Below are 20,731 nucleotides of genomic sequence, written 5' to 3' on the forward strand. Positions count from 1 at the left end.
TTACCGAATACAGCACCCAAAAGCATGGGGAGTGCTAACCTGAAAGAGTACTAAAATTAAGCAAAATATTCAAAAACAGATAATTAGCTAAAACTCTAATTATCCATCAAGTGGTGGTAGTAAGGAACATTAAAGGAATGGCTGCTTCTCAACAGAGGTTAATACCTACGTTCTTGCAATCCCAGGAAAGATGCGTTAAGGACCTGCTTTCACCAAACAGACCCTAAACGCGTTCTTTACTATCTTAAGCTTAGTTTACAAAAGTGCGATAAGCGAAATCACCGAAGCGCTCACCAGCAGTTCTGTTCTGCTTGAAAGCCGCAAACACGGTATCCAGTTCCTGCAGGATTTCGGCTTCATTCAGGTTTTCTTTGTAGAGTTTGTTCAGACGGAATCCCTGCTCATCACCGCCCAGGTTCAGGTTATACCTACCCGGAGCCGTCCCTACAAACCCAATCTCTGACAGCACAGATCTACCGCAACCGTTCGGACAACCAGTCATTCTTATGATGATCTCCTCGTCCAACAATCCGTGGCTTTCCAGTACGCTGTCTATTTTGGTGATGAGGGTAGGCATGTAGCGCTGGGCCTCGGCTAAAGCCAGTGGACAGGTAGGAAGCGCCACGCAGGCAATCGCATTTTTACGAAGCAGCGAAGCAGCCTCAGTATGCGCGATTACGTTGTGTTTTACCAGAATCTGCTCAATTTCAGCTTTGTTTTCCGGCGTAATGTCGCTCAGGATCACGTTCTGGTTACAGGTAAACCGGAAGTTGGCTTTTCCGCTTTGCGCCACTTCCAGCATAGCCGTTTTCAGGGCCACATTGTCCAGATCAGTGATGCGTCCGTTTTCCACAAACACGGTGTAATGCAGCAGGCCATTGAAGCTCTGTGCCCAACCATAGTGGTCTACCCGGGTTTTCAATTCATAAGGCTGAGCCGCTTCAAGAGGGAAACCGGCGCGTTTCTCTACTTCCTGGCGGAACGCATCCAGCCCCATGTTGTCTACCGTGTACTTCAGACGAGCCAACTTGCGGTCAGCGCGGTTCCCGAAGTCACGTTGTACGGTCAATACTTCATAGACTGCCTTGAACAGCTTCTCGTCAGATTCCTCGGTGCTCACAAAGCCAATTTCAGACGCCAACCTTGGATAAGTTTCTTGGTTTCCGTGGGTGAAGGATAAGCCACCCCCAACGGCCAGGTTAAAGCCTTTCAGCTGGTCGTTCTCAATAATGGCAATCAACCCTAAGTCCTGGGCGAACACATCTGAGTCATTGTTAGGCGGAATTACCAGACCAATCTTGAACTTGCGTGGCAAGTAACGGTCCTGGTACAACGGGTCCTCTTCCTCTACCTTGTTATAAATCTTCTCCTCGTCCAACCATACGTCATAGTAAGACCGGGTCTTCGGAAGCAGGTACTCACTGATTCTATCGGCGTACTGGTAGATTCTTTCGTGCAACGGTGATTCCAACGGGTTTGCGGAAGACACTACGTTCCGGTTCACATCGCCGCATGCAGCAATGGAATCTAAGCCAGCTAAGTGGAATGCCTTGATGGTAGGTTTGGTTTTAGACTTCACAATGCCGTGCAACTGCAAGGTCTGGCGTGTGGTGATCTTGATAACCCCCGTAGAATTCTCGCCTGCAATGTCATGCGTGGCAATGTACTGGGCAGACGTTAAGAAACCACCTGGCAAGCGCAGACGAATCATGAAGGTGTACAGGCGCTCCAGTTTCTTGGCGGCACGTTCTTCCCGGCGGTCACGGTCATCCTGCATGTACATGCCATGGAATTTCACCAGCGCCGTATCATCCTCACGAATGGCTCCCGTGATTTCGTCTTTCAAGCTTTCCTTCAGCGTTCCGCGCAAGCCTTGGCTGATCTCTTTTATTTTCTCTATAGGAGATAAGTTCTTCTTCTCAGTTGACATGGTAACTGGTCTATGTGTGACAGGAATGCTCCTGTCACTGATTTTTTGATTTCTGTTCCTAGCATATTTTCTAGAAAACAGGTCCAGAACAGATATGTTTTTAGTGACTTTCGCTGGCGCGAGCCTTTGGCTCGCACCAGCGTCAGCATGATTGCTGCTTAATACACGTCTTTCAGGTAACGGCCTTCTTCTTTCATTTGCTCCAGGTATACCGCAGCTTCTTCAGGGGAAGAGCCGGCACCTAAGCCAATGATCTGCAATAGGGTATTTTCTACGTCTACGCTCATGGGTTCTTTGGCGCCGCACACGTACACGTATGCACCAGAAGTTAACCACTCGTAGAACTCAGTTGCGTTTTCCAGCATTTTGTGCTGCACATACACTTTCTCTTTCTGATCGCGGGAGAAAGCAGCGTTGAATTTGGTCAGGGTACCGGTCTCATACCAGTTCTGGATCTCCGTCTGGTACAGGAAGTCGGTGGCGAAGTGCTGGTCTCCGAAGAAAAGCCAGTTGCATCCATCGGCGCCAACGGCATCACGCTCCGCCAGGAAAGAACGGAAAGGTGCCACGCCTGTGCCCGGCCCAATCATGATCACGTCTTTGTCAGCAGCCGGTAACTTGAACTGGTTGTTTTTGTGGATATAGAATTCCAACGGCTGGCCTTCTTTCTGCTCCGACAGGTAATCTGAGCAGTGACCGCACAGTAGTTCTTCGTTGATTCTGAACTCATCACGAGCTACCGTCACGTGGATTTCACCGGAGTGCGCTTCTAAGGAAGAAGAAATAGAATACAGTCTTGGCGCGATGGGCTCCAAAATTTGCAGCACCTCTTTGAACTGCTCAGCGTCTTTTACCGGGTAGATTCTCAAAAGATCCAGCAAATCAATGCGGGTAGCCGGAATATCCTGCTCTACTACCTCAGCGTATTTTTTCACGACGCGCTCAGGCAGGAACGTGATGCTCAGTTTATCGTGCAGCAACTCGCGAACAGTTGATTCGCTGTTGCGGTGCGTTACTTTCTCATCTGATGAGATGCCAGTGATTTTTAAAATAGCTTCAATGGTAAACGGCCGGTTTTTAGGAACTACGCCCAAAGCGTCACCGGGCTCGTACGCTAAATCTTCAGCTTCTATTTCAATGTGGTGCGTAAGTTTGTTTGACCCAATATCGTTCAGGACGATATTGGTCAGGATAGTACCGTTGTAGATTTTCTTGCCTGCTTTTTTAATCGGAGCAGGAGCAGCGGCTGGAGCCGAAGTTGGAGCGGACGTTTGGTTCAAAGACTGCAACACGCTCTGGAACCAGGCATTGGCTTCATCTTCGTAATCTACATCGCACTTCTGGATAGGCACTAGTGGGCTACCGCCTAAGCGTTGCAGCTGGGCATCTACGTCTTCACCGGCTTTGCAGAACAGCGGGTACGCAGTATCGCCTAACGCCAGCACGCTGTACTTCAGTTTAGGCAGCTTCTTGTCGGTTTGGTGCACGTAGTCGTAGAACTTCTGGGCACCTGCAGGCGGATCTCCCTCTCCCTGGGTGCTGATCACGGTTAAGAAGTATTCTTCTTTCTCCAGATCGTTCAGACGGTACTGGTCCAGGCTGACCACTTTGGCATTAATACCAGATTTCTTCGCTTTGCTTGCAAAATCAGTGGCTACGCGTTTAGAGTTACCCGTCTCTGTGCCATAGGCAATGGTGATTTTACCTACCGAAGGTTTTGGAGTTTCGGCCACTGCGCCTGCAGCGGGAGCTGAGGCCGTTACGCCCTGTGATGAAATAAGCCCAGACAAATAACCGCTCATCCAAATCAATTCATCTTTTGATGATTGATTCACAAGTTCTTGTAAGGCCTTTAATTTAGCTTCTGCTAACATAGCTTTGAAAAATTATTGAAGTACCAAGCCCACCTGTTCAGCGACCGGCTTGAAGTAATGTTCTCTACTTGGGTTGTTGGTGAACCACTTAAACTCCTGGTGCAGGTTCACAACTCTGCCTATGATCACGAGCGAAGGCGACACAAACGTCTTTCCGCCCAGGTTCTTTTCATAATCATACAGGCTGCTGGTTTGCACGTGCTGCAACGGCGTGGTTGCCTGTTCCACTACCGCCAGTTGTTTCTCTTCTGAAATGCCGTGGCGCGTCAGTTTCTCTACTACCTCTGCTAACCGTTCACTGGACATGTAAAACACCAGGGTGTCTTCAGTCTGGGCCAGTTCCTGCCAATAGGCATCGGTCAGTTTGCTGTAGGTATAAAAAGTGAGAAAACGTACGGCGGTGGAATGCTGCCGGGCCGTCAGCGGAATGCCTGCGTAAGCAGCGGCACCTAAAGCGGCCGTAATGCCCGGTATAATTTCATATTCGATCTCATGCGCCACCAAGCTTTGCAGTTCATCCAGCACGTTGGAAAAGATAGACACATCGCCGCCTTTCAACCGGAGTACCTGCTTGCCCAAAAGCGCATATTCTACCAGTAATTCATTGATGGTGGCTTGCGGGGTAGTACCGTAGCTGCGGCATTGCTTGCCCACGTACACAATCTCCGCGGAAGGGGCCGCATAACTTTGCAGGATTTCTTCGCTCACCAACCGGTCTACCAGAATAACTTCCGCCTTACGCAACGCTTTTACCGTCTTCACAGTGATCAGGTCAGGGTCACCGGGGCCGGCTCCTGCTATGATCACTTTTCCTTTTTGTGGCGCTGCTTGCATGGGTTGTTTGTCTGTTCCCAAACCTCCGGTGAAGGAGGTTCGGGGTTTGATGTCGTATGTATTCTGTTTCTGGTCTGTTTCTTAGATTTCAGGCCAGAAAGGTTTTTCAGTGGCTTCAGTAGAAATCATGCAGGCCCCTACTGTTACGTTACTAGTTTCGTCAATCAAAATAGCTCCGCCGTTGGCTCTCAGTTTCTTATAAGAATCAAAGGCGATTGGTGAAGCTGTTTTAATGGTGGCCTTCACTACATCGTTAAGACCCGCCGAAACCGGAGAAAGTTCTTTTTCCAATGAATTCACGTTGAGTTTGTACTCCAGTTCTTTCACCACGCAGCGTACGGTGCGGCTGTTGATTTGCAGAAGGTACCGGTTGCGCGGTATCAAAGGCGTGTTGCTCATCCAGCACAGCACCACTTCAAACTCCTGGGCCACCTGCACCGGGGCATCCTGCTTCACAAGAATATCGCCGCGGCTAATGTCCACGTCGTCTTTCAAGTGAAGTACGGCACTTTGCGGCGCGAAGGCTTCTTCTACTTCTTTACCGCCTACTTCCACAGCTGAAATGGTGCTTTCTACGCCCGAGGGCTGCACCACCACTTTATCTCCCTTGCGGTAAATGCCACTGATGATTTTTCCGGCGTAACCACGGTAGTCAGGCAATTCCTCGGTCTGAGGACGGATCACGTACTGTACCGGGAAGCGGCCTTCGGTGAGGTTGATGTCTTCGTGCACCTCTACGGTCTCCAGCAAGCCTAAAAGGGACTCACCCTCGTACCACGGCATGGTTTCGGCTTTCTCCACAATGTTGTCGCCGTTGAGCGCACTGATGGGAATGTAAGACACATTTTTCAGGCCCAGGGATTTAGCCACCTGTGAGTAGTCAATCACGATGTTGTTGTAGACCTCTTCTGAGTACTTCACCAAGTCCATCTTGTTGATGGCTACCACTACGTGCGGCAGATTCAGCAAAGACACAATGATGGAGTGACGGCGGGTTTGCTCTACTACGCCATGACGGGCATCAATCAGGATAATGGCCAGGTCTGAGTTAGAGGCACCAGTCACCATGTTGCGGGTGTACTGGATGTGGCCCGGCGTATCTGCGATGATGAACTTGCGCTTAGGCGTAGAGAAGTATTTATAGGCCACATCAATTGTGATGCCCTGCTCCCGCTCTGCGCGTAAACCGTCGGTTAGTAACGCTAAGTCTACCTGACCTTCTTCGCGGTTCTTGGTGCTCCGCTCAATGGCTTCCAGTTGGTCTACCATGATGGATTTGCTGTCATACAACAAACGCCCAATCAAAGTACTTTTGCCATCGTCTACGCTACCGGCGGTTAAAAATCTTAGAATATCCATTCTTATGTGAGTTCTGAGTCTTGGGCTTTGCCTCTGTTTTAGTACTGCTTTAAAAAAATAAGCTTAAAACAAGGGGCTCTTTCACCAAAGTTCTCTTTCTATATCTTCATCGGCTACGCCGATATTCATTGTTATTTCAATTACCTGAGGCGGAGCCGAATGATTCTCCCATTCACTCCGTCACTCATTCACTTATTGCTTAGAAGTATCCGTTTTTCTTGCGGTCTTCCATAGCGGCTTCAGAAACGCGGTCGTCAATACGGGTCTGGCCACGCTCGCTGGTGTTGGTTGCGATGATCTCGTTGATGATGTCATCTAAGGTAGAAGCACTGGACTCAACAGCAGCAGTACAGGTCATGTCACCTACAGTGCGGTAACGAACCACTTTGCGGGTCACCACGTCATGGTGATCCAGCGTTACAAATTCGTTGGTAGCAACCAAGCGGCCATCAAACTCTAACACCTCGCGCTCATGGGCAAAGTAGATAGATGGCAGCTCAATTTTCTCACGACGGATGTAGTTCCAAATGTCCAGCTCAGTCCAGTTACTGATCGGGAACACGCGCACGTTTTCGCCTTTGTTGATTTTGCCGTTGTAGGTGTTCCACAACTCAGGGCGCTGCAACTTAGGATCCCAGGAACCGAACTCATCACGCACTGAGAAGATACGCTCTTTGGCACGGGCTTTCTCTTCGTCCCGGCGGGCACCACCAATACAAGCGTCAAACTCGAACTCTTCAATCGTATCTAGTAAGGTGTAGGTCTGCAACCCGTTACGGCTAGGCAATTTGCCTTTCTGCTCAGTAAGGCCTTTGGCTTTGATGGTATCTTCCACGTTACGCACAATCAGCTTTTCACCGATTTTGTCGGCCAGGTAGTCTCTGAAGTCTAATGCTTCTTGGAAGTTGTGGCCGGTGTCAATGTGCACCAATGGGAAAGGGAACTTGCCAGGCCGGAAGGCTTTCAACGCCAGGTGCACCAACACAATAGAGTCTTTTCCGCCGGAAAACAAAAGGGCCGGGCGCTCAAACTGACCTGCTACTTCTCTGAAAATATGAATCGCTTCTGATTCCAGCTGATCCAGGTAATCTAATTTATATGAACTCATAGGTACTATGTCTATTCTTTCTACTTGGCCAGTTCCGGAGCAACCGGAGCCGGCGATTCAGATACGTGTAAGCCACACTCTTTTTTGCTGGCGTCTTCCCACCACCAACGTCCTGCCCGGAAATCTTCGCCCGGCTGGATGGCACGGGTACAAGGGGCGCAGCCTATTGAGATGAAGCCTTTGTCGTGCAGTTTGTTGTAAGGGATGTTGTGCTGCTTGATGAAAGCCATCACTTCCTCAGTGGTCCAGTACAGCAGCGGGTGGAATTTAATGAGCTGGTTTCCCTCGTCCCACTCAAACTTAGGCAAGTCACTGCGGCCCTGAGAATGCTCGGCCCGCAGACCGGTAATCCAGATGGCGTTACCTTTCAAAGCGCGCTTCAACGGCTCCACTTTTCTGATGTGGCAGCAGTCTTTGCGGTTCTGGGTAGACTCATAAAAAGAGTTGGGACCGGTAGAAGACACAAATTCCTCCAGTTGCTCATTGTTAGGATAATAAGGCTTGATACGGGTGTTGTACGCCTCATTGGTCCGGCTCCATACGGAGTAAGTCTCAGGGAAAAGACGGCCGGTATCTAACGTGAAGATGCTGATGGGGAATTGGTTTTCCAGAATCAGGTGAGAGATCACCTGGTCTTCAAAGCTGAAGCTGGAAGAGAACGTCACCTCATTAGGGTAACGGTTCACCAGCAGCGCAAACGTCTGGTCTATGGTTAAGCCTTCTGTCTCTTGTATAAGTTGAGACACATGCTCTTGTGAAGAAGAGGCCATGGCAAGAAAATACGTTGTAAGAAAAAGAAATTGACTATTGGGGTGTCGTATAGGCAATAAAAATTTGTTGATTGCTAAGGATTAGCAACAACAGCAGCAGGAGCTGCAACAGCAGAAGCGCATTCGCTTTATGTAAGATGAATAGACCATGTAGTCTTTATCTGGCTGTTTAAAGATGACGCAAAGATAGGGACCGAATTTTACAAATCAAGTTTTCCTATCAATTTAGTAGAGTTTAACAATTAAAAATCAGCAGGTTTCCCTGCTTTCTATTATGCTTCTACCAATAAAAAATCAAAAGCATTATCGTAATCTCAATGACTGAATTCCTTTTTTGGGGTATTTTCCTAAAAGGAGTGTTAAAACTTATGCTTCTGATAGTTAAACCAACCCAACACATTGAAAAGTTTCCGGAGAACCATTTTTATATGTACCTACAAATAAAAAGGCAAAAGGCTGGAAATCTTACTTTCAGAACAGCAGACATTACCCTGCTTTGGCTACCTTCACGACCGTATATCTTCCGTTTTCATGCATACCTTAGAACAATTACAAGCCGGTGAACTGGCAGGCGCTACCAGAGTAAAACTCTCCTGCAACCTTACTGAGGTTCCCTCTGAGATATTTGACCTGGCCGAAACCCTGGAAATTCTGGACCTATCCGGAAACCACCTGACCAGCTTACCCGATGCCTTTACCCGGTTACAAAACCTGCGCATTGCGTTTTTCTCTGACAACGACTTCACGGTGTTTCCCGAGGTGCTGGGCAAACTTCCCCGCCTGGAGATGATTGGGTTCAAAGCTTGTCAGATTGGGCACATTGCCGAGGATGCCATTCCGCACACTACCCGCTGGCTTATCTTAACCAATAACCAGATTGCCGAATTACCGGCTTCTATTGGCAAATGTACCCGCATGCAAAAGTTGATGCTGGCCGGAAATAAGTTGAAAGCCCTTCCTCCGGAACTGGCTTCCTGCCAAAACCTGGAGCTTTTCAGAATATCAGCGAACCAAATTACTCACCTGCCAGATTGGTTGTTCTCGCTTCCGCGCCTCTCCTGGCTGGCTATCTCGGGAAACCCCTGCAACCCGCCGGCTTCTACTGCCACCGACTTACCAGAAATTTCCTGGCAAGATTTGGTGCTGGAGGAGCAATTGGGCGAAGGTGCCTCAGGCATCATTTCACGGGCACATTGGCAAAACCGGGCAAATTCTACCCATCAGGTGGCGGTGAAAGTTTTCAAAGGCGAAGTGACCAGCGATGGCTTGCCCGAAGACGAGATGCAGGCTTGTATGCGGGCCGGGGCACACCCCAACCTGGTGCAGGTACTAGGAAAATTAGGCCAGCATCCGGCCCAGAAACAAGGCTTGGTGTTTGAGTTAATACCCGCCGGCTACCGCAACCTAGGAGGCTCGCCCAGCTTTGAATCCTGCACCCGCGATGTCTACGCTGAAGACACGGTCTTCACTCTGGAAGAAGCCATCAGCATTTCTTTAGGCGTTGCCTCCGCAACCGCTCACCTGCATGCCCGTGGCATTTCGCATGGCGACCTTTATGCGCACAATACCTTAGTAGATGAAACCGGCCATCCGCTCTTCGGGGACTTTGGTGCCGCAACAGTATATGACCAGGCCAATACGACCCTAGCCACTGCTTTGGAACGCCTGGAAGTTCGGGCCTTCGGGTGCCTGCTGGAAGATTTGCTGGATCACCTCACTCCCGAAGCTATGGCTCAGGAACGGGCGCAAAGGCTTCTTCAGTTAAAGCAGGTTTGTATGCAACCTGAGGTTCAGAACCGGCCTGCTTTTTCGTTCATTGTGGAGCAGATAGAATCTATCTCTAAACAGGTAATGCCAAGCAGCTTAAACTAACTTCCTTTGATAAGTGCCTGCGCAAGACGTATAAAAAGAGCTAGCGTTTTCTGCCTGATTCAAAGAAAACAGGTAGAAAACGCTAGCTCAGAGAGGAGGATGTAAAAATTAGGAAACCTCTATACGTGTAATACGGTACACGTAACTTCAGACATCCACTGGCAATCCTCTTATACGTAGAAACCGTATGGCAAAACATACCTATGACATGGGCCTGATTGGCAACTGCGCCTATCTCGCCCTGATCCACAAAGACACTAACATTGAATGGCTCTGTTGGCCTCGTTTTGACAGCAGCTTCATCTTCGGTCCTATGATGGACCGGCAAAAAGGTGGTGAATACTCCATCAAACCTGATTCTGAGAATTTCACCTCGCACCAGTATTACGTGGAGAACACCAACATTCTCTGCACTGAAATCACCTGCCAAGAAGGCTCTTACCGGGTTACAGATTTTGCTCCTCGCTTCCGGCAGCACCAGCGCTACTACAAGCCTCTCATGCTCGTGCGCAAAGTGGAGCCTTTGTCTGGTGCCCCGCGCATCAAGGCTACCTGCAAACCCATGGGCAACTACGGGCAGTTGGAACTGAAACGCCGCCGCAGCAGCAACCACATCGCTTTCTTAGGTCTAGACGAAGAAGTTCGCCTGACCACCAATGCCTCGCTCAGCTACATTCTGGAAGACGAGTCTTTCGTGCTGAACGAGACGCTTTACTTTGTTTTGACCTACGGAGCCCCATTGGAGGCAAACCTGGAAAACACCGCTGAGGAATTCCTGCGCCAAACCACCCGCTACTGGCGGATGTGGGTGAAGAATACCAGCATCAGCAACTTCTTCCAGGAGCAGGTGATCCGAAGCGCGTTAGCTCTGAAGATTCACCAGTACGAAGACACCGGGGCCATCATTGCCTCGCCTACCACCAGTTTGCCGGAACACCCCGGCAGCGGCCGTAACTGGGATTACCGGTTCTGCTGGATGCGTGACACCTATTACATCCTGAATGCTTTCAACAACATTGGCCACTTTGAAGAAATGGAGCGGTATTTCCACTTCATCGCCAACATCACGGCCAAAGATACCCAGCGTTACCAACCGCTCTACTCCATTAGTGGTCAAAGTAAACTCACCGAGATTGAACTGGAACTGGACGGTTACCTGGGCAACAAACCGGTACGCATAGGGAACGATGCCTACACGCACATCCAGAATGATGTGTACGGCCAGATTCTGGTGGCTTTGCTCCCCTTGTATGTAGACCGCCGTTTCAACGACGCTGAGCGTATTGAATCGCAGAAACTGATTTACAAGACGCTGTACAAAATACGTGACACCATGAATGAGCCAGATGCCGGTTTGTGGGAGTTCCGCGATTTTGCGCAGTACCATTGCTATACGTACCTGTTCCATTGGGCCGGTGCCTCAGCGGCAGCCAGTGCCGCCCGTTACATGGGCGATGAGCAACTAGGGCAGTTGGCCACGCAGTTGATGCAGGAAGCAGCCGCTAAAATTGAGGAGTGCTTTGATCCGGAACAAGGTGTGTACACGCAGGCCATTGGCAAAAACCACATGGATGCCAGTACGCTCCAACTCATCATGATGCACTACTTGGACCCAGCTTCTGAAAGAGCTAAGTCGCACTTGGAGGCCATGGAGAAAGAGCTTAAAACGCCCGAAGGACTGTTCTACCGCTACAAACACGCCGATGATTTTGGAGTGCCGCAAAGCACGTTCCTGATCTGTGCATTCTGGTACATTGAGGCCCTGGCTTGCGTAGGCCGCATAGAAGAAGCGACTGAAGAGTTTGAGAACATCCTCAAATACACGAACCACTTGGGCTTGCTGAGCGAAGACGTAGACTCTAAAGACGGAAGCCAGTGGGGTAACTTCCCGCAGGCTTACAGCCACGTAGGTCTTCTGAACGCCGCTTATCGTATCTCCAAACGTTTAGACAAACCTTCGTTTTTGTTATAGGACGTACTTCCTTCCATAAACAAGAAAGGCTTACCATGTGGTAAGCCTTTCTTGTTTATCTGTTTTACTGTCCTTTTCTAAAAAGGGCAGTAAAACAGACACTCGGTTGTCAACATTATCTGAAGCGCATTTAGAAATAGACACGTTCGTTTTAACATTGTTTCTAGCCTTATTCCTCTACCGCACACATAGACTGCAGAAGTTTCCGGACCTCTTTGGTGTTATCCAGATTGAAACGGGCCAGAGAACGCTTGCTACCCACTTTAATGGTAAAAGCTTCTTTAGGCATAATCCTGAACATGTCTTCATCGGTGCGGTCATCGCCAATGCCTAAAAGAAAATCATGTGGGTGTTCTTCCAGCCAGCTTAGGGTAGCCAGACCTTTGTTCACCTCCACGTTTTTGATTTCCAGCACTTTATCGCCTTCCATTACCTGCAGGTTGATGTTAGAGGCCAGGTATTGCAAGTGATTTCCTAGCTCGCGGGCGCGTAGTTCTCCTAATCCTGGATCTACTTTTCTGTAATGCCACACCAGCGAGAAGTCTTTTTCCTCGATAAATGACCCGGGCGTTCTGCTAACCAGAAGTTCTAGAATAGGTCTGATTTCTGATTTCCAGTCGCTGGTAAGGTGGTGCAGCATTTCCCAATCCTGGCCCCGCTCCCGGGCCCAAACCCCGTGCTCTGCGATAATGTCCACGTCTAAATGGCCCAACCATTCTTCCAGGGTAGCCCGGTCACGGCCACTAATAATCACTACCTTGTTGTTGTCTTCCTGCGCCAGACACCCTAGTACCTGCAACAGTTCAGTATCTGGTTTGGCGTGTTTAGGATTGTTGGTAAAAGACGTGAGCGTACCATCATAATCCAGGAAAAGAATGCGTTGGGAGGCGTTGGTGTACGCCTCTAGCAGCTCATCGCGCTCTTCCTCAGACAAGTATTCGGTGGCCAGGCTCATCTGCTTAAGTTTGATGTACTCCAGCCGGTTCATGAAAATACTTACCCAATGATGAATGTCGTAGCGCTTCAATACTTCCTGCATGTGCTGCATTCTGAGTTTCTGCTCCTCCTCTGGCATGATCATGGCTTCCTGCATGGCCCGCACCATCGCGCCTAAATCATTTGGGTTGATCAGGATGGCATCTGAGAGTTCTTTGGCGGCTCCAGCCATCTCGCTTAAAATAAGAACGCCTTTCTGGTCAAGCTTGCTGGCCACAAATTCTTTGCACACCAGATTCATACCGTCGCGCATAGGTGTCACCAGGGCAATGTCAGCTAAGGAGTACAGCGCAGATAGTTCTTCCAGAGGGAAAGAGCGGTAGAAGTACTGAATAGGGTTCCAGGTGATGGTGCGGTAAGAGCTGTTAATGCGGCCCACCAGTTCATCAATGGTCTCCTTCAACTCACGGTACTGTTCTACCTGGTCGCGGGACGGAACCACCAGCATAAATAAGGTCACTTTCTCCCGGAACTCAGGGTGCTCATGTAACAGCAACTCAAACCCTCTCAGGCGCTGCGGAATACCTTTGGAGTAATCCAGGCGGTCAATGGACAGCATTACTTTCTGATGATGTAAAGCCTCACGATACTCCTTTTGTTTTTCCTTCATCTCTTCAGAAGCTGCCAGGGAGGCGTACTTCTCATAGTCAATGCCCATAGGAAAGGCATCTACCATGATTTGCCGGCTTCCATTATCAATGATGCTTTGCGAGGCGGTCCACCCAACAATGCGGCTTACAGAACTCAGGAAGTGGCGGGCATCGTCAAACGTATGGAACCCAACCAGATCGGCTCCCAGCATGCCTTTCAAGATCTGTTCGCGCCAGGGCAGTAACCGGAATACTTCATACGACGGAAACGGAATGTGCTGGAAAAACCCAATGGTGCTTTCTGGCAGTGCTTCTCTGATCAAGGCTGGTAAAAGGAGCAGTTGATAATCATGTACCCAAATGGTATCACCGGGCTCCGCATGCTCCATAACAGCCCGGCAGAACTTGCCGTTTACCCCTTGGTATGCCTCCCAAAAGGTGTCATCATACACGGCGTACTGGCTGAAGTAATGGAAGGAAGGCCAAAGCGTCTCATTGCTAAACCCTTCATAAAAGTTATGAATCTCACTTTCCGTCAGGAAAACGGGCCGCATGCTTTGTTCAGAGAGGTCTTTGGTAACCTGCTCCTGTTCGGCCGTATCATTGAAAAAGGTGCCGGGCCAGCCAATCCAAATATTGTCATCTGTTTTGTAAATAGAACCTAAACCGGTGGCTAGCCCTCCTTCGCTGGTTTCATACGTTAATCCGTCCTCGGTCCGCTGAACTTTGATGGGAAGCCGGTTAGAAATGATAATCGTTTTAGGCATAGTCAATGGTTTGAAGTGTAAGAAAAGAGGCGCCCAGAAGAAAACAGCTATTTGTTTTCTAAGCATCAGTTTATGTTCCTGATTCCCGCACGCCCTCTTATATTACTCCTTTGACCCTAGATTGGTTAAAACATTAAGAAAACACGCCCCCATCTTCTTCTGATGCAGTGATATATAAAGAAGGTAGGGTAACCTTTCAACAGGACAGGGGTACACATGAACTTGTGATTTTAGATTGAAAGAATGTTAGAACAGTTCAGAGTAGAAGAAGTGTTTGAGCACATCACACACTTCACCATTGATCATTTCCCTCAATTCCTGCAAGGTGCCGGTGTGGTGATTGGGGCTTTATTAGGAGGCGCCATTATCAAGTGGTTTATTTTTAAGGCATTATCAGCGTACCAGCATTGGTTTCCGCATATTTGGGTAGAGGCTATTTTGATCAAATTGCGCAAGCCGCTCGCCTATTTTCTTCCGCTTTTACTTCTTTCCACTGCGCTCCCGTTAATTCCCTTGCGGCCCGAGCCGTATGAAGTGGTGAGGCGTATCATGGAAATCTTGCTCACATGTGCCTTTGCTTATTTCCTGATTGGTTGGGTAAACGTGGTGCAGTACCAGGTCAAGAAAAAGTACCAGCTAGACAAAGCAGACAATATAAAAGAAAGGAAGATTGTCACCCAGCTTCAGTTCATCAGGCGGGTAGTGGTGATCTTGATTATCTTCTTCGCGGTGTGTTTGATCCTGATGAGTTTCCCAACGGTGAGGCGAATAGGAACCGGATTGGTAACCTCAGCAGGTATTGCCGGGGTGATCCTGGGTTTTGCCGCGCAGCGCTCTTTAGGGAATTTACTTGCCGGCTTTCAGATTGCCTTTACCCAACCCTTGCGCATTGATGATGTTCTGGTGGTGGAAAATGAATGGGGCCGGGTGGAAGAAATCACCCTTACTTATGTAGTGGTTCGTATCTGGGACCAGCGCCGCCTGATCCTGCCCATTAACTACTTTATAGAAAAGCCTTTCCAGAACTGGACCCGCACCAATGCCGAGTTGCTTGGAACAGTCTTCCTCTACTTAGATTATACGGCTCCCATTGAGGCCCTGCGCCAGGAACTCACTCGTATTCTGAAGGAAACACACCTTTGGGACGAACGAGTAGGCATCTTGCAGGTCACCGAGTCTAAAGAAAGAACCTTGGAGTTAAGGATTTTGGTCAGTGCCACTGACTCTGCCACTGCCTTTGATTTGCGCTGCTTTGTACGGGAAAAAATGGTAAATTTCATTCAGAAGAATCACCCGGGATGCCTGCCTCTTACCCGTACCCTAAGCTCAGGTGAAAGTCCCAATATGCCCTTTGTGCCCATGGAAGCGGCGCAATGAGTTTTCTTTATCTGTTGTCTTTTAGCTTGATTTCTGCAAAATGAGGCTAAAAGACAACAGAATTGGTACTTCTATAAAAGGCGAAAGAAGCTTACTACTAATGAGCAGCAGAAGGCTTCTTAATCTTTGTAAGGGTCATACACATCCTCACCAGCCATGGCCACGCCAAGCGGACGAAGCGTGTGCAGGACTTTGATGGTATTGCCTTGGTGCTTCAAAACGTCTTCCAGTTTTTTGTAAGCTTCAGGGGCTTCATCAGCACCAGCGCCGCGCAGCTCAATGCCTTGGGCTTTCATGCGCTGTTGTACCGCCTCAAAATCTACCAACCCGGGTGAGACTACAGTTTTCCGCTTCACACCCTTGTTGTCTCTGATCCATTTGGTTTTTCCGGCCGCGGCCCTACGGCTGAGCAAACGACCTGCCCCATGCACTGTTGAGTAAAGGCCCCTGACTGAAAGCTCGCTCTCCACCCCTTCAATGATCACAGAGTTGTCATACATATTGGCTCCAATAAACCCTTTTTGGCCGGGAAACGCCGGAGTACAGCCTTTGCGCACTACCCAGTAGTTTTCGCCCTGGTGCTTCTCAAACCACGCAAAATTGTGATGATTATGGATTACTTCTGTTGCTTTACCTCCTAAGATGCCCAGTACCTGCTCCACCACCACATCCCGCCCGGCATAGGCATATTCTCCGGCTAAGGACATGGCAGCAATGTAATCTTGCCCCAGTTCAGAGTCTATGTCAAACAAGATAGGTGGCGCATCCATGGAGCCTTCCTTGGCTTTGTCAAAAAAGCTTAGACCTTGGGATAGTGCGATGAACCCAGAGGCAGTCTTATGCCCGAATCCCCTGGACCCGAAGTGCACCCCCACCCACAGATAACCTTTTTCGTCTTCAAACAAATCAATGAAATGGTTGCCGCTGCCCACGGTACCCAGTTGCTCGGCGGCCAGTTTGCGCATCTCACGCTGTGGCTTGAACTCAGCTTTTTTGATATGCTCCAACACCGGATGATCCACGCGCTTGGGATTAGGTCTGCCCACGCCAAACCCGATGGTGCGTACAATCTCATCCATTACCCGGGAGATTTTCACATCAGAAGCCATGATATCTGTGCGCACGGCTTTGTTTCCACAGCCAATGTCAAACCCCACCCCAGACAACGACACTTTGTTTTTGTAGGCCACGGCTCCGCCGATAGGGTGCGCATAGCCATAATGGGCATCTGCGGTGAGCACACCAAGGTCTTCTTCGCTCACGCAACGCTTGAGCTGGTCAATAGCGCTTTGATCTATGATCTCTTCCCCAAAAACGGTAATGTTGTTCTGCACAATAGCCATGTTCCTGCAAAATTGGTAGTAAAGCCTATACGTGAAAACGCCCTTGCGTTATTTACCTGTTTTTGAGAAAGAGATTAGAAATAGATGTAGTCTCTACTCTCCTACCTCTCTCCTATTGTCATCTTGGAAAGATCTTGTGGGCGAATAGTAGTAGTAGTAGTAGTAGTAGCGAGTATTCAATGATTGTCTAGTCCGCACACAAGATCCTTTCAGGATGACAAAGAGGTATAAATTTGAAGGGCATTCTTGATTCCATTTTGCGCCTACCTTCTCCAAAACAGCCGTAAAACGGAGAAGCCCCGCTTATAAGGCGGGGCTTCTATTTATTCAACCATACAAGATGAATTACTTTTTCGTAGGCAATTCCTTCAGCAGCACTTCCACGGCTGTCTCCAACTGCTGGTCGCGGCCTTGGGCTACTACGGCTGGATCATTGGCTACTAAATAATCTGGCTCCAATTGGGTGTTCTCCAGAAACTTGCCTCCGCCTAAAGTACGGTAGCCTACCTGCGGAATCCCGAAGACCATGGTAGGATCAATCATAGTTTCCCACCACACAAAAGTACCGGTTCCGGCTACGGGCATACCCACGGTTTTCCCAATTCCCAGTTCTTTGTACAGTACCGGGAAGATGTGCGCGTCTGAGTAGTTGCTTTCGTTCATGACCACAATAGACGGCTTTGTCCATTTGTTACGAGGCTCGTCTGACAGGTATTGTCCGCGCGGGATAAACTCGGCGTAGCGTTTGGTGTTCAGGAAACTGATGAGGTCATCGTGCAGGTTTCCGCCGCCGTTGGAGCGGGTGTCTACCACCAGTGCTTCTTTGGTGGCGTTCTTGCCCAAAGCCTCTTCGTAGACTGTGCGGTAACTGGCATCATTCATGCCCCTGATGTGCACGTAACCCAAGCGCCCACCCGATAAACGATCCACTTCTTTGCGCCGGTTTTCAACCCAGCGCTGGTACATCAACTCACTCAACTCAGTTCCTGAGATAGGCTTCACAGTCTCTTCCCAGCGCTGCTTGGTTTTCTCGTTGTACAGAGAAACCAGCGTGTACTTACCTGATTTGCGGTTCAGGAGTTGGTCTACATCGGTGTTGTCTTCTATGGGCTGGCCATCAATTTTCTCAATGACAATACCTGATTTTACTTTGGAGCTGGCGCGGTCAAACGGACTCAGGTTGATGACCTCTTTTACTTTCAGGCCTTTTCCTGTGTATTGCTCGTCGTAAAACAAGCCCAAAGAAGCCGTAGCATCTGGATTAGTGGCACGATGGCTATAACGTCCGCCCGTGTGAGAGGCATTCAATTCACCCAATAACTCGCTCAGTACATCAGCAAAGTCATAGTTATTGGCAATGTGCGGCAGGAACTGGCGGTAGTTTTCAGTGTAGAATTTCCAGTCTACGTTGTGCAGGTCTTTCACGTAGAATTTTTTCTCCAGCTGTCGGATCACGTGGTCATACATGTAGGCCCGCTCAGCAGCGGCGTTGAGGTTCATCTCGCCGTTCACTTTGAGCGTCTCCTGTTTCCCATTTTCGGTGTCTACTTTCAGGATTTTTCCTTCGGTTAAGACAAACAGGTTTTTGCCGTCTTTGCTCATGACCATGTCACCCCCGCGGGTACCCAGTTTGGCCAGCAGTTTGGTGTCATTGTCGCGCAGGTTGGTTACCCATAAGTCATACCCTTTCTCAAAGCGGCTCAGGTAGAACATACGGTCGCCTTTGGCAGTCACCACGGCATCTGCCAGGTCCGAAGAAGTAGACGTAAGGCGTGCTTTCCGGTACTGCAGATTGTCCAGTTCCAGCTTCATTCCGGCAGGAGCATTGTTTTTAGCGGACTGGCCTTTCTTCCCTCGGCCTTTTGGCTCAGGTTTATCAGACTGGGCAGCAGCTTCTGTTTCGCGTTTTTCCAGATCCTCCAACAAGTTGAAATCTTCCTTGCTGAGCTTGAAGCGGTCAAAGGCATCTTGGGTGGTGAAGAGAGCGTAGATGTCACCCGTACCGGAGTTGTTACCATTGCCACGCAAACCTTCGCGGTTAGAATAGTAGGTGATCATTTTGCCGCCCATCATCCATTGTGGACTGCGCTCGGCGTAGCCGCTCTGGCTCAGGTTGATGATTTCACCCTTACCACTGGCCGAGATTAGACCTACTTCACTCAGCCATTGCTTGGGTTGGTTGAACTGCATCAAAAACCACTTGCCGTCTGGTGACCATTCATAGTATTGGTCGCCATCTGAATAAGAATAGTTATTGGCGTTGCCTAAGATGGTGCGGACCTGCTTGTCGGCTTTGTTCACCACTTTTAGGGTCACGCGCTCCTCCAGGTAAGCCACTTCTTTGCCATCAGGCGAATATGCCGGTTGAAACTCCTCCGCGGCGGTGGCGATTACCGGTTCTTCTTTCAACACCGTAGAGGCATAAAAGTAAGGCTCAGCGCTGCGCACCAGGCTGGTTTCATAGATGTTCCAGCTGCCGTTGCGCTCACTGGCGTACAAGATTTTGCGGCCATCGGGCGAGAAACTCACGCTACGCTCCTGCTCGGGTGTGCTGGTGATACGGCGGGTAATGCCCCCTTCCACCGATGATACAAACACCTCTCCGCGATTCACAAACACCACTTCCTTGCCATTGGGCGAAACTTCCATTTCGGTCATGCCCCCGGAAATAGGCAACACGGTCTCTGGATTGGAGCGGATGTCTGAGTACAGCTGAATGGCTACTTTCTGCGGCTGGGCACCGGCTTTGAGCGTGTAAATCTCGCCGTTATAGGTGAAAGACAACACCCCGTCTTTAGAACCGCTCAAATGCCGTACTGGATGTTTGGTGAAGTTGGTAACCGCGGCACTCTGCTTAGGATTCTGCAGACTTAGCTTACGCACATTGAACGTGCCATTAGGCTGCTCACTCAAGTAATATACTTCCTGCCCATTGGCCCCAAACACCGGCTGACGGTCTTCGCCTATGTTGTCGGTGAGTTTGGTGTGCTGCTTGGTTTTGGTATTATAGGTCCAGATATCGCGGGCAGAAGACGAGGTCTGGTGCTTTCTAAAATTGTTCTCCAAGCTCTTTTTGTCCTGGTAGATCAGCATATCACCGGAGGCATTGTACTTGGCCGCTTCAGCAGGCGTTGTCAGGAGCATGGCGTTGCGGCCGCCTCCAATGAATACACTATATAATTCAGAAAACGTACCTGAGGGGAACATAGCATTAGAAGCCGCGTCTACCCGTGCCGAAGAGAAGATCACGCTCTTTCCATCTGGCGTAAAATCTGAAGGCAAGTCAGGGGAAGAATGAAACGTAAGCCGTTTTGACTCTCCGCCCTGCGCCGGCATGACGAAGACATCAAAGTTGCCGTAGCGGTCAGAGGCATAAGCAATCTGCTTTCCGTCTGGTGACCAGACTGGCATGTATTCATAACCTTCGTGCATGGTCAGCGGCGTTGCGTTTCCGCCCGCCGAGGCTACTTTGTACAAATCTCCTTTGTAGCTGAAAACAATGGTTTGACCGTCTGGCGAAATGGCTGGGGTATTTAGCCAGAGCGGGGTTTGGGTCTGGGCCATGGCGCTTAAACTGCCTGCGCAGCAAAGAGCCAATACGGCTAGAAACCTCTTTTTCATGATGTAAGCGGTTGTTTGTTAGTTGGAATACTAAATGTAGTGAATGTTAAGTCGTAGTCAAAAAATGACATTTAACTGATTGTCAGGAGGAAGAACAATGCACTGTGTCATTTCGGGGGTGGATTGGCAAAAAAGGGCAATAAATAGACGTGCCGCAGGGACAACCACAAGGGATTGTCTCTACACCCTCTTCGCTGGCGCGAGCCTCCGCCTCGTGCCTTCACATTGCTGAACTGATTACTGTGCTGGAATACGTCTGGACACGGGCCGGAGGCTAGCGCCAGCGGATCTGCAATCAAGAGAAACAGAAAAGCCGTT

At 49.4% G+C, this 20,731-nt stretch carries 12 protein-coding genes; 3 read left to right on the forward strand and 9 right to left on the reverse strand.

The window, feature by feature from the left end; translation table 11 throughout:
• Nucleotides 1-250 precede the first annotated feature (250 nt).
• From DC20_RS04615 to DC20_RS04640, 6 genes are all read right to left on the reverse strand, one after another.
• Entirely contained in the window at nucleotides 251-1,930 is a 1,680-nt protein-coding gene (locus DC20_RS04615) for an NADPH-dependent assimilatory sulfite reductase hemoprotein subunit (protein ID WP_062542758.1), read from the reverse strand.
• Between the two features lie 158 nt (nucleotides 1,931-2,088).
• Nucleotides 2,089-3,765 (reverse strand): diflavin oxidoreductase, encoded by a 1,677-nt coding sequence (locus DC20_RS04620; protein WP_218918735.1) that lies wholly within the window; start codon nucleotides 3,763-3,765, stop codon nucleotides 2,089-2,091.
• Nucleotides 3,766-3,816: 51 nt separating this feature from the next.
• Nucleotides 3,817-4,638 carry a uroporphyrinogen-III C-methyltransferase gene (gene cobA / locus DC20_RS04625; protein WP_062545796.1) on the reverse strand — a complete coding sequence of 274 codons (822 nt, stop codon included), beginning with the start codon at nucleotides 4,636-4,638 and terminating at the stop codon, nucleotides 3,817-3,819.
• Nucleotides 4,639-4,719: 81 nt separating this feature from the next.
• Nucleotides 4,720-5,997, reverse strand: coding sequence for a sulfate adenylyltransferase subunit 1 (locus tag DC20_RS04630; protein WP_062542760.1), 1,278 nt, complete (start codon nucleotides 5,995-5,997; stop codon nucleotides 4,720-4,722).
• A 199-nt stretch (nucleotides 5,998-6,196) separates the two neighbouring features.
• Nucleotides 6,197-7,105, reverse strand: coding sequence for a sulfate adenylyltransferase subunit CysD (gene cysD / locus DC20_RS04635; protein ID WP_062542761.1), 909 nt, complete (start codon nucleotides 7,103-7,105; stop codon nucleotides 6,197-6,199).
• Between the two features lie 20 nt (nucleotides 7,106-7,125).
• Nucleotides 7,126-7,875, reverse strand: a complete 750-nt coding sequence (locus DC20_RS04640) for a phosphoadenylyl-sulfate reductase (RefSeq protein WP_062542762.1) — start codon at nucleotides 7,873-7,875, stop codon at nucleotides 7,126-7,128.
• 531 nt (nucleotides 7,876-8,406) lie between these two features.
• On the opposite strand from DC20_RS04640, the gene DC20_RS04650 reads away from it, so the two are divergent.
• Nucleotides 8,407-9,747: a leucine-rich repeat-containing protein kinase family protein gene (locus tag DC20_RS04650; protein WP_062542764.1), complete on the forward strand. Its 1,341-nt coding sequence runs from the start codon at nucleotides 8,407-8,409 to the stop codon at nucleotides 9,745-9,747.
• Between the two features lie 187 nt (nucleotides 9,748-9,934).
• Nucleotides 9,935-11,719 carry a glycoside hydrolase family 15 protein gene (locus DC20_RS04655; protein WP_062542765.1) on the forward strand — a complete coding sequence of 595 codons (1,785 nt, stop codon included), beginning with the start codon at nucleotides 9,935-9,937 and terminating at the stop codon, nucleotides 11,717-11,719.
• Nucleotides 11,720-11,888: 169 nt separating this feature from the next.
• Here DC20_RS04655 and DC20_RS04660 read toward each other — a convergent pair whose 3' ends face one another.
• A complete protein-coding gene (locus DC20_RS04660; RefSeq protein ID WP_062542766.1) occupies nucleotides 11,889-14,072 on the reverse strand; it encodes a bifunctional alpha,alpha-trehalose-phosphate synthase (UDP-forming)/trehalose-phosphatase in 2,184 nt (727 codons plus the stop codon).
• 243 nt (nucleotides 14,073-14,315) lie between these two features.
• On the opposite strand from DC20_RS04660, the gene DC20_RS04665 reads away from it, so the two are divergent.
• On the forward strand, nucleotides 14,316-15,449 hold the full coding sequence (locus tag DC20_RS04665) for a mechanosensitive ion channel family protein (RefSeq protein ID WP_062542767.1): 1,134 nt from the start codon (nucleotides 14,316-14,318) through the stop codon (nucleotides 15,447-15,449).
• Nucleotides 15,450-15,568: 119 nt separating this feature from the next.
• Here the strand turns inward: DC20_RS04665 and DC20_RS04670 are convergent, their stop codons facing one another.
• Both DC20_RS04670 and DC20_RS04675 read right to left on the reverse strand, forming a co-directional pair.
• Nucleotides 15,569-16,792, reverse strand: coding sequence for an RtcB family protein (locus DC20_RS04670; RefSeq protein ID WP_062542768.1), 1,224 nt, complete (start codon nucleotides 16,790-16,792; stop codon nucleotides 15,569-15,571).
• 345 nt (nucleotides 16,793-17,137) lie between these two features.
• Nucleotides 17,138-20,413 carry a S41 family peptidase gene (locus DC20_RS04675; RefSeq protein ID WP_062542769.1) on the reverse strand — a complete coding sequence of 1,092 codons (3,276 nt, stop codon included), beginning with the start codon at nucleotides 20,411-20,413 and terminating at the stop codon, nucleotides 17,138-17,140.
• Between the last annotated feature and the right edge of the window lie 318 nt (nucleotides 20,414-20,731).

The sequence above is a fragment of the Rufibacter tibetensis genome (assembly GCF_001310085.1).
GTDB lineage: Bacteria > Bacteroidota > Bacteroidia > Cytophagales > Hymenobacteraceae > Nibribacter > Nibribacter tibetensis.